The sequence below is a fragment of the Glycomyces sp. NPDC046736 genome, from assembly GCF_040645615.1.
Taxonomy (GTDB): Bacteria; Actinomycetota; Actinomycetes; order Mycobacteriales; family Micromonosporaceae; genus Glycomyces.
The window spans coordinates 25,367-38,946 of the sequence record NZ_JBEYYO010000014.1; the positions used below are offsets into that span (position 1 = coordinate 25,367).

The 13,580-nt window shown below is 70.9% G+C and carries 17 protein-coding genes; 9 read left to right on the top strand and 8 right to left on the bottom strand.

Translation table 11 applies throughout. The features are described 5' to 3' along the window. Positions 1-35 precede the first annotated feature (35 nt). Entirely contained in the window at positions 36-803 is a 768-nt protein-coding gene (locus AB0B28_RS14840; protein WP_360121008.1) for an SDR family oxidoreductase, read from the bottom strand. A gap of 168 nt (positions 804-971) precedes the next feature. Between AB0B28_RS14840 and AB0B28_RS14845 the strand changes: the two genes are divergently transcribed. Both AB0B28_RS14845 and AB0B28_RS14850 read left to right on the top strand, forming a co-directional pair. Further along, positions 972-1,823: a helix-turn-helix transcriptional regulator gene (locus AB0B28_RS14845; protein ID WP_360121010.1), complete on the top strand. Its 852-nt coding sequence runs from the start codon at positions 972-974 to the stop codon at positions 1,821-1,823. A gap of 48 nt (positions 1,824-1,871) precedes the next feature. Continuing rightward, complete coding sequence (locus tag AB0B28_RS14850) at positions 1,872-2,522, top strand: class I SAM-dependent methyltransferase (protein ID WP_360121012.1); 651 nt, start codon at positions 1,872-1,874, stop codon at positions 2,520-2,522. 141 nt (positions 2,523-2,663) lie between these two features. Here the strand turns inward: AB0B28_RS14850 and AB0B28_RS14855 are convergent, their stop codons facing one another. Both AB0B28_RS14855 and AB0B28_RS14860 read right to left on the bottom strand, forming a co-directional pair. Further along, positions 2,664-3,740, bottom strand: coding sequence for a hypothetical protein (locus tag AB0B28_RS14855; RefSeq protein WP_360121014.1), 1,077 nt, complete (start codon positions 3,738-3,740; stop codon positions 2,664-2,666). Positions 3,741-3,823: 83 nt separating this feature from the next. After that, the gene (locus tag AB0B28_RS14860) at positions 3,824-4,234 is read right to left on the bottom strand and encodes a hypothetical protein (RefSeq protein WP_360121016.1); all 411 of its coding nucleotides are present in this window, start codon (positions 4,232-4,234) and stop codon (positions 3,824-3,826) included. An 84-nt stretch (positions 4,235-4,318) separates the two neighbouring features. Here AB0B28_RS14860 and AB0B28_RS14865 point away from each other — a divergent pair, with 84 nt between their 5' ends. After that, positions 4,319-4,714, top strand: a complete 396-nt coding sequence (locus AB0B28_RS14865; protein WP_360121018.1) for a MerR family transcriptional regulator — start codon at positions 4,319-4,321, stop codon at positions 4,712-4,714. Here AB0B28_RS14865 and AB0B28_RS14870 read toward each other — a convergent pair. Then, complete coding sequence (locus AB0B28_RS14870; protein WP_360121020.1) at positions 4,698-5,645, bottom strand: NADP-dependent oxidoreductase; 948 nt, start codon at positions 5,643-5,645, stop codon at positions 4,698-4,700. The genes AB0B28_RS14865 and AB0B28_RS14870 overlap by 17 nt on opposite strands. Before the next feature lie 10 nt (positions 5,646-5,655). After that, on the bottom strand, positions 5,656-5,979 hold the full coding sequence (locus AB0B28_RS14875; protein WP_360121022.1) for a DUF2218 domain-containing protein: 324 nt from the start codon (positions 5,977-5,979) through the stop codon (positions 5,656-5,658). 415 nt (positions 5,980-6,394) lie between these two features. On the opposite strand from AB0B28_RS14875, the gene AB0B28_RS14880 reads away from it, so the two are divergent. Then, complete coding sequence (locus AB0B28_RS14880; RefSeq protein WP_360121024.1) at positions 6,395-7,024, top strand: cellulose binding domain-containing protein; 630 nt, start codon at positions 6,395-6,397, stop codon at positions 7,022-7,024. 3 nt (positions 7,025-7,027) lie between these two features. Here AB0B28_RS14880 and AB0B28_RS14885 read toward each other — a convergent pair whose 3' ends face one another. From AB0B28_RS14885 to AB0B28_RS14895, 3 genes are all read right to left on the bottom strand, one after another. After that, positions 7,028-7,501, bottom strand: a complete 474-nt coding sequence (locus AB0B28_RS14885) for an OsmC family protein (protein ID WP_360121026.1) — start codon at positions 7,499-7,501, stop codon at positions 7,028-7,030. Between the two features lie 25 nt (positions 7,502-7,526). Beyond that, complete coding sequence (locus tag AB0B28_RS14890; protein WP_360121028.1) at positions 7,527-8,678, bottom strand: winged helix DNA-binding domain-containing protein; 1,152 nt, start codon at positions 8,676-8,678, stop codon at positions 7,527-7,529. A gap of 113 nt (positions 8,679-8,791) precedes the next feature. Further along, positions 8,792-9,214, bottom strand: a complete 423-nt coding sequence (locus AB0B28_RS14895) for an SRPBCC domain-containing protein (RefSeq protein ID WP_360121030.1) — start codon at positions 9,212-9,214, stop codon at positions 8,792-8,794. Positions 9,215-9,406: 192 nt separating this feature from the next. On the opposite strand from AB0B28_RS14895, the gene AB0B28_RS14900 reads away from it, so the two are divergent. The 5 genes from AB0B28_RS14900 to AB0B28_RS14920 all read left to right on the top strand — a co-directional run bounded on the left by AB0B28_RS14900 (position 9,407) and on the right by AB0B28_RS14920 (position 13,527). Continuing rightward, a complete protein-coding gene (locus AB0B28_RS14900) occupies positions 9,407-9,739 on the top strand; it encodes a hypothetical protein (protein ID WP_360121031.1) in 333 nt (110 codons plus the stop codon). Then, positions 9,739-10,785 carry a DivIVA domain-containing protein gene (locus AB0B28_RS14905; RefSeq protein ID WP_360121033.1) on the top strand — a complete coding sequence of 349 codons (1,047 nt, stop codon included), beginning with the start codon at positions 9,739-9,741 and terminating at the stop codon, positions 10,783-10,785. The genes AB0B28_RS14900 and AB0B28_RS14905 overlap by 1 nt, the downstream gene beginning before the upstream one ends. A gap of 110 nt (positions 10,786-10,895) precedes the next feature. Then, positions 10,896-11,204: a DUF4190 domain-containing protein gene (locus AB0B28_RS14910; RefSeq protein ID WP_360121035.1), complete on the top strand. Its 309-nt coding sequence runs from the start codon at positions 10,896-10,898 to the stop codon at positions 11,202-11,204. 85 nt (positions 11,205-11,289) lie between these two features. Continuing rightward, entirely contained in the window at positions 11,290-12,450 is a 1,161-nt protein-coding gene (locus AB0B28_RS14915; RefSeq protein ID WP_360121037.1) for a serine protease, read from the top strand. Positions 12,451-12,525: 75 nt separating this feature from the next. Next, positions 12,526-13,527, top strand: coding sequence for a hypothetical protein (locus AB0B28_RS14920; protein ID WP_360121039.1), 1,002 nt, complete (start codon positions 12,526-12,528; stop codon positions 13,525-13,527). Positions 13,528-13,580: the final 53 nt, after the last annotated feature.

The window sequence follows — 13,580 nt, forward strand, 5'->3', positions numbered from 1 at the left end:
CGAATGTGAACGTTCATTCGCATTCAGGGCGCACCTCAGGCGGCCTGAGCAGTGGGCATGATCGTGACCCGCTCCAGGTTGACGCGGGCGGGGAGCGCGGCCAGGTGGGCCACGGTCTCGGCCACGTCGGCGGCTTCGAGCACCTCCAGGGTCTTGAAGGTCTCGTCGAGCCACTCGACCGCGTTCGGCTCGGTCACATGCCCCTGGAGCTCGGTGCGGACGATGCCGGGCTCGATGACCGCGACGCGCACGCCCTGCGCGCCCAGCTCGGCGCGGAGGTTGCGCGAGTAGTGGGTGACGAAGGCCTTCGTGCCGCAGTAGACCTCGAACGTGGGGAACAGGTTCTGCGCCGCGATCGAGGAGGTGTTCACCAGGTCGGCCACCCCGCGCTCGGCGGCCGAGGCGCGAAGCTGCGGGACGAACGCGGCCACGGCGTTGAGCAGGCCCGATATGTTGACGTCGACCTGCCGGCGCCACAGGTCGGCGCGCACGTCGCCGATCTGGGCGGCGAGCATCACCCCGGCGTTGTTGAACAGGAGGTCGGCGGTGCCCAGCTCGTCCTGGACGCGGGCCGCCGCGGCGTGCACCGAGTCGGCGTCGGTGACGTCGACACCGAGTGCGAGCGCGGTGCCGCCGGCGGCGGTGACGCGTTCGACCAGGCCGTCGAGGCGGTCGGTGCGGCGGGCCAGGACGGCGACCTTCGCGCCGCGGGCGGCCAGGAGTTCGGCGGTGGCTTCGCCGAGGCCGCTAGAAGCGCCGGTGACGACCGCGACGCGACCGTCGAGAGAGTTCACAGTAGACATTGAGGTTCCTTCGGAGTCGTTGGTTCCCAGGACGGTCCGGCCGTCCTGGGAACAAGTCCACCACCGTTCCGACCTCGAGAACGGGGCCCGGAATCCCCTCTCGCGACTGGTACCGCCAGGACCACCCTCGGCGGGCCGGGGCCGCCCCGGCGGCGGCACAATTGGGGCATGGACCAGCGCGCAGAGATCTCGGACTTCCTCAGGACCCGCCGGGCCAGGGTGAGCCCGCGGGACGCGGGCGTAGCCGACGACGGGCGCGTGCGCCGCGTCCCGGGGCTGCGCCGCGACGAGGTCGCGCGGCTGGCGAACATGAGCGTCGAGTACTACACGCGGCTCGAACAGGGCAGGGCTGGAAACCCGTCGCCGGAGGTGCTCGACGCTTTGGCGGAGGCGCTGCGGCTCGATGCGTCCGAGCGCGCGCACCTGCTCGACCTGGCCGGTCGCCGCTCGGCGAAACGGCGCGGGCCGATCGCGGCGCAGCGGGTCCGGCCCGGGCTGCTGCTGACGCTGCGCAGCCTCGAAGGCGTGCCCGCGTTCATCATCGGCGACCGCCTCGACGTGCTGGCGGTGAACCGGCTCGGCCGTGCCGTCATCACCGACTTCGACGCGCTGCCCGCGGCGCGGCGGAACCTCGCCAGGTACTACCTGCTCGACCCCGAGGCGCGCGAACGCGTCGTGGACTGGCCGACCGTCGCGCGCGACTCGGTCGCGGTGCTGCGGTTCTACGCCGGGCGGCACCCCGAGGACCGCCAGCTCGCCGACCTGGTCGGGGACCTCATGCTCGGCTGCCCCGAGTTCGGCGAATGGTGGAACGACCACCAGGTCCTGCGGCGCACGCACGGCCGCAAGGCCTACCGGCACCCGATGGTCGGCGAGATCGAGTTCGCGTACGAATCGCTCGAACTGCCCGGCGACCCCGAGCAGACCCTGTGCGTCTACAACGTCGAACCGGATTCGAAGAGCGAAGAGGCCCTGAGGGTCCTCGCCAGCTGGACCGCCCCCGCCGCGCAGCGGCGGTGAGATCGAGCGTCCTTTGGGTTGAGGCGCATGGGTGTAGGGTCTCGTGGCATGAGCGAGCGCGAGACGACGCGGCGGACTCGGGAAGGGTACGACGCCTTCGCCGAGGAGTACTACGAGTTGTTCAAGGACTCGCTGCGCGAGCACCCTCTCGACCGGGCGGTGATGGGCGTGTTCGCCGAGATGGTGCGGGACGGCGGGAACCTCGAGATCGCCGACCTCGGGTGCGGACCGGGCCACGTGACGGCGTACCTGCGGGAACTCGGGTTGGCGCCCTTCGGGATCGATCTCGCGCCCGAGATGGTCGCGCTGGCGGGCCGGACCCATCCGGAGATCGAGTACCGGCAGGGGGACATGACCGCGCTCGACCTGCCAGACGGCGGGCTGGGCGGGGTGTACTCCCGCTCCTCGATCATTCACACGCCGCCCGAACGCATCGGCGAAGTCTTCGCCGAATTCTCGCGAGTGCTCGCCCCCGGCGGGCACCTGCTGCTGGGCTTCCAGGCGCACGAGGACACGTCGCAGCTCGCCTGGCCATTCGACCACAAGGTCGCACCGGCCTACCGCTGGTCGGTGGGCCGCGTAGCGGATCTACTGCGCCAGAACGGCCTCGAAGAGATCTCCCGCAGCATCGAAGCCCCCTGGAAGGACCCGGTACGAGGCTTCCACTACGCCTGCATCCTCGCACTGAAGCCGCGCTGACGCCTCAACCGGCGAAAGCGGCAATGTCCGCGGCGCCCGCGGGCGACTCGTTCGCCAGTCCGTTCGACGTCGGGTTCGAACACGGGCGGCGACCTCGCCGCGCCGAGGGCGGCGCGCCCGTGTCCGTTGCGGCGCAGTCGTTCAGGCGGTGCCGAGGCGCAGGCCCGGGAAGCGGTAGTAGGCGTTCTGCTGATGGTGGGCCTCCTCTCCGAGGAGCAGGTCGCCCACCTGTCGCACCCCGGCCGCCTTCGCGGTTCTGACGAGGAGTTCGGCGGCTTCGCGGGCCCTGGTGTCCGCGGGTCCGCCGCCGTCGAAGTACCAGGGGTTGTCGAAGAATTTCACTTCGGGAGCCGAACCCTCCAGGTCGGCGGGCGTGGGGCTCCAGCCGAGGCCCGGGGCAGCCTTGGCGCTTCCGGCCGGGTCGGCCCGCGGATGCGCGTAGTAGCCCAGGTGGAGGCGCTCGCCGCAGCGGATGTCGAACATGATCGGCGCGTCCTTGGTCCCGTCCGCGAAGGTGAGCCTGCCGTACAGGCACAGCGTGAACGCGACGCCGAGCGCCGAGGTCTCGGCGGGCAGGTGCGACAGCAGCGCCGCGAGCGCCTCGGTGAACTCGACCCAGTCCCCGGCCGTGGCGCTCGGCGCGTACAGCAGGTCGTCCCAGCTCCTCGAACCGATGAACCCCGAAGGCCTGCGCGACATCGCGTCCCGGTAGTCCTCCTCCCACATCTCGGTGTAGTCGATGGAGAGGACCGGCCCGGTGGGGCTCGCCGCGAGCTCGGTGGTGGTGTACTTCCCGCGCCAGCGCATATACGGCGCGCCCCAGCGGTCCCCGCCGAGGAAGGTCCCGCGGTAGGCCCCGAAGTAGTCCGGAGTCCGCAGCGCGGCCTCGACCGACTTGGCCGCGCGGGCGAACTCGGCGGCCTGCACGCCCGCGTCGCCTTCGATGCGCGACAGGGGGATCGAGACGCCGCCCAGGTCGAAGCGGACCGTCCACGGCCGCTGCGCGCCGTCGACCGGCGCGGTGCACACGATCCCGCTGGGGCGCCCGCTCGAATCCCTCGGGCCGTCGAACTGGTCGGGCACGCCCAGGCGCAGGTCGGCGGCCAGTTCCCGCAGGCCCGCCTCGCTGCGGTCGTAACCGGGGTCGATGCCGTCGATCAGCTGGGCCAGTGCCCTGATCTCGGCCGCGTTCATGCGTTCGTCAGTGTTGTCCGGCATCGCGTCCTCGCTTTCGATAGCGCCAATAGGACACACGGTAGACGACGCCACCGACAACGCGGAACGGGAGAACTCGGGCGGCCCTACGAGACCGGCCTGAACCGGGCCCGAATCCACGGTACGAGCTGCACCGTACCCCAGGTGAGCTCCACGACGAGGAAGGGCCACAACAGTTCCGGGCCGCCCTGTGCGAGCGCGTACGCCATCCAGGCCGAGAACAGGACGCGTGCGAACCCGTCGTACAGGCCGTGCCGCACTTCGGGACCGCGCAGGCGCAGCAGCGACCACACCACGACCACCGAGCCCATCAGGTTCGCGAAGAAGACCTGCATCAGGTCGGCCTCGGGGAACGGGTTCAGCCCGAGCGAGCCGCTGAGGGCGTTGAGCCCGGCGTGGACCAGCGCGAACGTCCACGGCGTGGCGAAGGCGGCGGTGACGACGAGATCGTATGCGGCGCTGGCGCGGACGAGGCCGAGGTAGCGGCTGGGGTTCATGTCGGTGCTCCGTTCGTTCGGGAGCGGCTACCGTAAACAGTGGAGTGCGCTCCAAGGTCAAGTCGCGAGAGGGCGGGAGGCGCGATGCGCATCGGCGAGCTGTCCGAGTACACGGGGTTGAGCAGGGACGCGATCCGTTACTACGAGCGGATGGGGTTGCTCGAATCACACCGCTCGCCCAACGGGTACCGGGAGTTCGGGGCCGAGGCGGTGCCGTGGCTCGACTACGTGCGCACCGCGCGGCGGTTGGGGTTCTCGCTGGCCGAGATCACCGAACACGGTGCGGCGCTGAAGGACGCGCCCGATTCGGCCGCGGCGCTCACGGCGCTGTTCGCCGAGAAGATCGCGGTCGTGGACGAGCGGATGGCCGAGCTGGCGCGGTTGCGTTCGGAGCTGGAGGAGCGGTCGGGCACCGGATGCCCGCTGCGGCCGCAGCCTGGCGGGACAGCGGTCCTCGATGGAGCTACTTGGCGACGTTGAGGACGGTCTTGCCGCGGGCCCTGCCCTCCTTCGAGCGGGACAGGGCGAGCGCGGCGTCTTCGAGCGGGACTTCGTAGTCGATCCTGATCCGCAGGCTGCCGAGGATGACCGCCTCGGCCAGGGACGCGAGCGTGGCCGGATTCGCGTTGGCGTAGAGGTTCGCGCCGCGCAGGCCGCGCGCGGCCAGGTCCTCGGGGTCGACCGCGCCGTTGGAGGAGACGATCACGCCGTTCGGTTTGAGCAGTTCGGCGAACGCGCCGAGCTCTTCGGGCCCCGAGATGAGGTCGACGACCGCGTCGATGCCGCCAGGGTGGGCGACGCGCACCTGGTCGGGGGTGGGGCCGCGGGTGAAGTCGATCGTCTCGGCCGCGCCGAGTTCGCGCAGGTACTCGGCCGAATCGGGGTCGGTGGTGGCGATGACGAGCACCCCTTGGGCCACCGCGAGCTGGATCGCGGCCTGGCCCACGCCGCCGGAGGCGCCGTTGACCAGCAGCGACTGCCCCGGGCCGGTCCCGGTGCCCTCGACGAAGTCGTGCGCGGCCGCGCACGCGGTCGGCAGGGCCGCTCCGGTCTCGAAGTCGATGCCCTCGGGCAGGCGGGCGAGCTTGGCGGCCTTGGTGATCGCGTACTCCGCGTACGAGCCGCGCCCGAGCTGGAGGTCCATGAACTGGCCGAAGACGCGGTCGCCGGGCTCGAAGCCCTCGACGCCCTCGCCGGTCTGCTCCACGATGCCCGAGCCGTCCGAGCCGAGCACCATCGGGAACTCGTGCGGGACCACGCCGCGCATCGCGCCCTCGATCACCTTCCAGTCGAAGGGGTTCACGCCGGCGGCGGCGATGCGCACCAGCACCTCCCCCGGGCCGGGCTCGGGGATCGGGAGGTCCACGAGCTCGGGTTCGGTGTCGAAATCGGTGGCGACGACGGCGCGCATGGCGGTCCCTTCAGAGATGGTCGCGCCGCCAGTCGACGACCAGGTCGTCGTCATCGGCGAAGCGCAGGAGGTTCTGGCCCACGACGTCCTCGACCCGTGCGAGCGCGTCCTCGTCGGCGGCCTCGGCGCGCAGCACCAGCGCATTGTCCTCATTGGAGAGGTAGGCGAAGCCGAGCGGGAGGTGCAGGCGGTAGCCGCCGGGGATCTCGTCGGCTGGGGTGCGGCGGCCGAGGTGGGAGGCGAGCCGCTTCGCGTAGAGGGCGGGGCGGTTCGTGGCGACACGGGCGGTGGATCGGAACGGCCGGGACGCGTCTTGGTGAACCTGGTCGGTCATGGCGTCCCCTTTCGTGCCGCGGCGAATCGAGCGCCCGCGCCCGAATCTACACCGATCCGAGCGCCGGTTCAGCGGATCTCGGGGCGGAGCGAGACGTTCGCGGAGGGCGACGGCGTGGGCGGGGAAAGCGGCCCGCAACGCGCGAAACGGACGCGGGATTCCCGGTTCGGTGAGCGATCCGTGTCGGCTCGTTCGACGCTGCGGCACGGCCGCGAGGGCGCTGCACCTGCGCCTGGAGGGCTTGTACGCTACACCGTGGACACGACGGCCCCTCGTCTTTCGAGGGCGCCCAGGTGGCCCGGTCGGGTCCGACTTCGCCCCGCCGAGCGGGTGAGCAGCGCCGCTGAGGTCGCCCGGCCGCGTCCGCCCCCTGCCTCGGAGGAGAGTTCCCATGCGCCCTTGGAGGAATCGCACCATGCTGCAAGGACGCCTCCACGGCCGTCTGCTCAAAGTGCTCCTCGTGGTCGCCGCGCTCGTCTCGATGGCGGCCGTCCTCCAGTTCACGCTGCTGCGCGAGGACGCGCCGCCGGTGCTCGCCGACCTCGGTCAGAGCGAACGGGCGAGTGCCGCGCCGGAGGCGAGCGAAGCGAGCTCGGAGGCCGACAGCCCTTCGGTGAGTACGTCGCCGACCCCGTCGCCGACGGCCGAGGCCACCACCTCGGACGCCGCCTCCACCGCGGCTTCGACGCCGGAGGCCCCGAACTCCGCCGAGTCGAGCGCCGCACCGGTCACCGAGGCCGCGCCGGACCCGCTCCAGTGCACCGCGGCGCTCTCGCTCAGCGACCAATGGGGCAGCACGGTGGTGGTGCGGGTGGCGATCGCCAACTCCGGCACCGAGACGCTGAGCGGCTGGGAAGTCGTGATCGACGTGCCGGGTCTCGACGTGACCTCCACGTGGGGCCTCGCGCACATCGAAGGCGACCGCTACGGCGACATCTTCTTCAACGCCGCGGTAGCGCCGGGCGAGAGCGTCGAGCCGACGTTCTTCGCCGATCTCGAAGGCGAGCTGAGTCTCCCGGCGACGGTGCCCTGCTCGGCGGAGTGAGGTTCAGCCGATGTGGATCTCGGGTTCGTGGCGGACCGGGAAGTTCACCGAGTTCGCGATGAAGCAGCCCTGGTTCGCGTCGTGGTGGAGCTCGGCGGCGCGTTCGCGGTGCTCGGGGTCGGCGATGTGGACGCTGGGGGCGAGCACGACTTCGGTGAAGCGGCCGCTGTAGGCGCCCGTTTCGGTCATGGTGCCGCTCGCGCGGTCCTCGTAGGCGGTGACCACGATGCGTTCGCGGGCGCACAGCGCCAGGTAGGTGAGCATGTGGCATTCGGAGAGCGAGGCGAGCAGCAGGTCCTCGGGGTTCCAGCGCTCCGCCTGGCCGCGGAACGCGGGGTCGGCCGAGCCGAGGAGGAGCGGCCTGCCGGGGGCGGTCACGTCGTGGTCGCGGCCGTAGTCGAGGTAGCGGGCCGTGCCGCTCCCCCGGTTCCCGGTCCAGCGCACATGGACCTCGTAGTGGTGTTCGCGACCGCTCACCTCGGGTTCCTTCCGTTCGGATCGATCATCGTAACCGGGCCTGGGCCAAGATCACGGTCTGCGCGTCGGGAAGCTTGTCCCACCAGTGGTGGTGGCGGCGGTAGACGTGCGGTTCGCGGTCGGCAAGGAGTTTCACAAGGCCTCGGGCTTCGAGGTCGAGCGCGGCCCAGACGTCGTCGGGGAGGGGGCTGAACGCGGTGGCCTCGATGCCGTGCTCGACCGGGCGCCACAGCCCGGCGGCGCGGCCGTCGACCAGGAGCATCGGGAGCACGTCGCCGTTGTTGCGGATGAACGTGGTGCGCAGCTCCGGCGGAATGGTGCGGCTGCGGTCAACGTAGGCGAGGAACACGTTGTCCCACATGGCCATCAGGCGCGGTGGGGCCGGGGTGTCGGGGTCGGGGAGCGAAGCGTCGGGCAGGTCGTGGAGCACTTCGCCCGCCGGGCCTTCGTATTGGACGAGGCGGTCGCCGAGGGCGAGCACGGCCTGCTTCGCCTTGCCGCGCTGGACCATCGCGAACTGCGCCACGTCGGCAGCGCTCGCGGGCCCGAACCCGGCGAGGTAGCGCAGCACGAGCTGCTGCAAGGAGGCGTCGGCGACCTCGCGGTCGCCGAGGGTCGGGCGTTCGGGTGAGGCGAGGTAGTCGACCTTGTCGCGGAAGCCCCAGGGAGCGTCGGCGACGGCGCGCAGGAGCGGCGCGTACTGGCGGATGCCCGGCCAGGCGGCCTTCGCGGTCTCGGGGCCGAGTCGCTCGGCGAGCCACGCTTCGCATTCGCGAGCGGTGCGGGTCTCGGCGGTGTACGAGAGGAGCTCCGCGGCCAGGGCGGCCGCGTCGGCGGCGGGCAGGCCCGCGTCGGCGATGCGCCCGCCGAGCTTGGCGGCGTAGAGCGACGGCTCGGTGGCTTCGCGCAGCGGCCGGTAGTCGGCCGCGGCCACGGTGTGGAGGGTCATGCGCACGGGGTTGCCGCGGACGACCGCGCCCGAGGCGTACGCGGCGTCCAGGTCGGCCGGGTCGAATCCGGCCACGCGGTTCCACAGTCCAATGTAGGCGGATGCGGGAGCCTGGGACTGCACGGCGACGGCCGCCCCGATCGCCGACGCGGCGTCGGTGTCGGCGCGCGCGAGCAGGGACTGCCGCGCGAGCGTCGCGCGGTTGAGTTGCGAAGCCGTGAGCTGCATGCGCCGAGGCTACCGGGCCCCACCGACAACGCCCGACGTCGCGGGCGCGATCGGTGAGGCACGGGCATCGGGACCGGATCCTGGGGGGTCCGGCCCCGACGTCTCCGCGGGGATCAGATCTTGAGGACGTAGGCGGCGCAGGAGTCGAGGAGCATCTGGCTGCCTTCCTTGGCCATGTCGTACTCCTCTTTGGTGGCGCACGTCTGCGAGATCGTCAGGCGCGTCCGGTCCGGGCCCAGTTCGACCAGGTCGAGGCGCATGACCTCTTCGCCGTCGGGCACGTCCATGCCCATGAGGAGGCTCTTGTGCTCCTCGACGTCGATGAATCGGCCGGTGATCGGGAACTCCTGGCCGTCGGGGGTGACGACGGTGGCGGAGTAGGCCCCGCCCGGAGTAGCGTCGAGCGAGACCGAGCCGGGTTTGGAGTAGCTCCACTTCTCGTAGTGGTCATTCTCGGTCCAGGCCCGCCACACGGTGGCGACCGGGACGTCGACCTCGGCGGTCAAGCTGTAGGAAAGGTTCTCATTGGCGGTCATCGTGGGCCTCCGTGGCTCATGGTTCTCGGTGCTATGCCCATATAGACGCGCCCCGCCTCGCCGATTCATCGCACCGCCGGAAGTTTTTCTCAGAGCCACCTCCGCTCATCGGCCGGACGCGCCGCGATCCTGGCAGAAGTCGGGGGTGGGCCCGGTGGCGGAGGTTTGGGAGAATCGGGGTGGAGGTGCGCGATGAACGTGGAACTCGCCGTGACCGGGGCGTCCGATCCGAGGGGCGAACTCGGTTCGCTGCTCCAGTGGCTCAGCCGCGAGCCCGAGCTGCGGGGACGGGTGGCGTTCGCGCCCGCCGAGCCCGGTGAGGGCGAGCTGGGCGCGATGCAGGAGCTGCTGCTCGCGGCGATCGCGGCGGGCGGGCTCGACGCGCTGGGGCGCACGATCGCGGTATGGATCAAGACCCGCAGGTCGGAGCTGGAGGTCACGGTGACCGCCCCCGACGGGACGAGCCTCCAAGTCAATGCCAAAGGGGCGGTGGCGAACACGATCGCCAAGAGACTCGACCCCTAGTGCGGCTCCCCGACGGGTCGAAGTCCCGGGCGCTGCTCATGGGCACCGCGTTCTACGAGCATCTGGACGACGTGCCGCAGAGCGGCAACAACCTTCGCGCGCTTCAGGACGCGCTCATGGTCCACACCGGACTGCCGCGCGAGCGGTGCACCAGGCTGCTCGACCCGCGCGACCTGACCGAGGTCGGCGCGGCGGTCACGTCGGCCACCGCCGAGGCCGAGGAGCTGCTGCTGGTCTACTACAGCGGGCACGGCCTGGTCGACTCGTACGGCAAGCTGCACTTGGCGTTGCCGCAGACCTCGCAGTCGCACGCCGCGTGGAGCGGCATCCCGTTCGAGACGCTCCACAATGAACTCCGATACGCGCCGGCGCAGACGAAGGTGCTCATCCTCGACTGCTGCTTCTCGGGGATCGCGACCGACGTGCTCGGCGACGAGACCGGGACCCTCATGGGGCAGATCAGGGTCGGCGGCACGTTCACCCTCGCGTCCTCCCCCGCGAACTCGCCTTCCTACGCACCCCGAGGGAGTGCGCACACGGCGTTCACCGGGGCGCTCCTGGAAGTGTTCGCAAAGGGCAGCGAGAGCGCCGACGAGTTCCTGACCCTGGACGACCTCTACCGCGAACTGCTCAACGTCACCCGCGAGCAGGGACTCCCCGAGCCGCAGCGGTGCGTCACCAGGACCGCGGAGCAGCTTTCCCTGCTGCGCAATCGAAGTCGGCTCGTGCCCTCGCTCGCGGACCCGTCGATCACCCCGCCTCCACACGAAGAGCAACGGCCACCGCTGGTCACGCCCGAGGAGATCAACCGGGTGCGCTTCAAGACCGTCCGCCTCGCGGAGGGATACGACGAGGAAGAGGTCGACGCCTTCCTCGACGAAGCGGTCGCGACGCTGATCGCCCTACCAGGCTCGCAGCCGCTGAAGCCCGCCGATGTACGCGATGTCCAGTTCACCGTCACCCGACTGCGCGAAGGGTACGACATCGACCAGGTCGACGCCTTCCTTGAGCGAATCGAAGCCACGCTCGAACACCGTCCCTCCTGACCGGCGGGGCCGAGCCGGGTCGGCACCGAGCCGGGATTTCCGCGAAACCGCACGCCGGAGGCGTCAGGGTTCGTACACTGCGGGCATTTCCGTCTCTAATGGAGGGCGATATGACGCAGGACTACGGACAGCCCGGGGCGCAGGTGCGCGCGCCGAGGGAGATGAACGGCCTCGCGATCGCGTCCTTCGTGGTCTCGCTGGTGGGGTTGTGCACGCCGCTGGGGCTGCTGGGGCTGATCTTCGGGTACATGGCGAAGAGCCAGATCCGGGCGCGGGACAACGCCGGGGGCGGGCTCGCGACCGCCGGGATCGTCCTGGGCTGGATCTCGCTGATCGGATTCATCCTCCTGGTGATCGCGGCGATCTGGGGCGGGTTCGCGAACTGGGACCAGTGGCGCGACGAATGGAACAACAACTAGACGGAGCGGGCCGCCGCCTCGCGGCGGCCCGGCCGATTGCCCCGATCCCCCGCCCGCCGCTGCGGATTCCCCTACCCTTCTGCTCGTGAGTTCACAAGAGACCATCCACAAAGGCTTCAATCGTCTGTTCGCGTGCGCCGCCGCGGGCATCTTCGCCGCCACCACCGCGGTCGTCTGGTCTCCGCAGACCGCGCAGGCCGAGGACGCGCCCGCCGCGGGCCGGATCGCGCAGCGCGAGACCTTCGACCTGGAACTGGAGACCGGCCGCACCGAGGTCGTGCGGCACGCCGACGCGGCGTTCGTGAAGGTCCACTTCGACGGCGTGGTCCTCGGCCCCGACGACGAACTGGTCGTCGCCAGCCCCGACCGCCGCGAGGTCCACCGGTACGGCGCAGACGATGTCGCGAGCGGCGAGCTGTGGGCGCTGTCGATCGAGGGCGAGGCCGCCGAAGTGGTCCTGCGCGACGCGGCCGACGGCACCGAGGCGGCGGCGCGGATCGCCGACTACTCAAGGGGTCTCAACGCATCCGAAATGGACGCGCAGCCCGAACCGGCGACCGAGAGCCTCTGCGGCAGGGACGATTCGCAGAACGCGATCTGCTACAAGGAGATCGACCCGCAGGCCTACGACGCGAGCAAGTCGGTCGCGCGCCTGATCATCAACGGCGAGTACTACTGCACGGCCTGGCTCGTCCAAGGCGGGAACCGGCTCCTGACCAACAACCACTGCTTCTCGACCGGCGCGGAGGCCAAGGTCACCGAGGTCCAGTTCCGGTACGAGTGCCGCGAGTGCAACGGCACCGAGACCCGCAGGCCCGTCAAGGTCAGCGGCGACCGGGTGCTGGCCACCGACTACACCTACGACTTCACGCTGTTCACCGTGGCCGACTACGACCGCGTGGACCACTTGCCGCACTTGCAGATCGACACCTCGCAGGCCTCGCGCGGCGACAAGCTGTTCATCGCCGGGCACCCCGGCGGGCGGCCACTGCGCATCGCGGCGGCCAGCAGCTCCGAGCCCGCGGCCACGGCCGGGCAGTGCCAGGTCCACGACCCGGCCTTCAACGGACGCGGCCGGGCCACCGACGTGTCCTACCTGTGCGACACCGAAGGCGGCTCGTCGGGTTCGCCGGTGATCAGCCGCAAGACCGGCAAGGTCGTGGGCCTGCACCACCTCGGCGGCTGCCCGAACAGCGGGGTGCGGATGGACCTGGTCTACCCGCGCATCGCGCAGTACCTTCCCTGACCCGATTCCTCGACCGCCCGCCCCGCCGCTTCGTGATGGTTAGGGTGATTCGAGGCATCGACTCGGGAGGCATCCGTGAGTGAGACAGTGACCGACGCACCCGCCGAGTCCGAGAAACGGCACGGCATCGGCCGGATCGTGCGGTGGGTCGTGGCGATGCTCGCGTGCGTGCTGGCCGTCGTCGCCGTCACCGGCGCGGTGGCCGCCTATTACGCGCGGATGGAGCTGCTGACCACGCCGCAGTTCGCCGAGCGCACCGAGCTCATCGCCGAGGACGAGCAGGTCAGGTCCGACATCTCCGATCTCATCGCGGCCCGGATCGAGGCGGCCATCGACGTCGACGCGGTCGCCGCCGAGGCGGGCGCGTGGCTCGGGGCCGAGGACCCGCCCGAGGCGGTGAAGGACCTGGTCGCCTCGGCCGCCGAAAGCGTCCGCGGCTACATCCAGAGCGAGGTCGCCGACTTCGTGGCCAGCCCGGCGTTCCTGGACGTGTGGAACGCGGCGGTCACCGAGGCGCACTCCTCGCTGGTGTCGGCGCTGCGCGGCGAGAACGCCGGGTCGCTCTCGGCCGAAGGGGACACGCTCACGCTGGACCTCGGCCGGGTCGTCGAGGTGGTCAAGCAGCGCATGATCGAGGCGGACTTCGCGTTCGCCGAGGACATCCCGGCGGTCGAGGCCGACTACGTGCTCCTGGAGTCCGAGCAGGTCCCGCAGTTGCAGCGCGACACCGAGCGGCTGGAGTGGGCGGCCGACTGGCTCCCTTGGATCGCGTTGGGGCTGTTGATCATCGCGTTCGTGCTCGCGCCGCGCCGCTGGGTCGCGGCGCTCGTGGTCGGCGCGCTCGGCGCGGTGCTGGCCGCCGGGGCGATCTGGGGCCTGTCCGAGGGCCGCACGCTGTTCGTCAGCCGCGCCGAGGACGCCGCGTTCGCTCCGTTGACGTACGACGCGTTCACGAACGACCTGCGCGGCACGTACCTGGTGATGCTCGCCGTGGCCGCGGTCTTGGCCGTCGTGGCGGTGCTCATGCTGTTCATGCGAAGGCCCCGCGAAGCAGAAGCGCCGCGCGAAGCGGTGTGAACGACCTCGGTAGATCTACAGAAGCGCCGCGGCACCGGCCGATCTGCCATGCG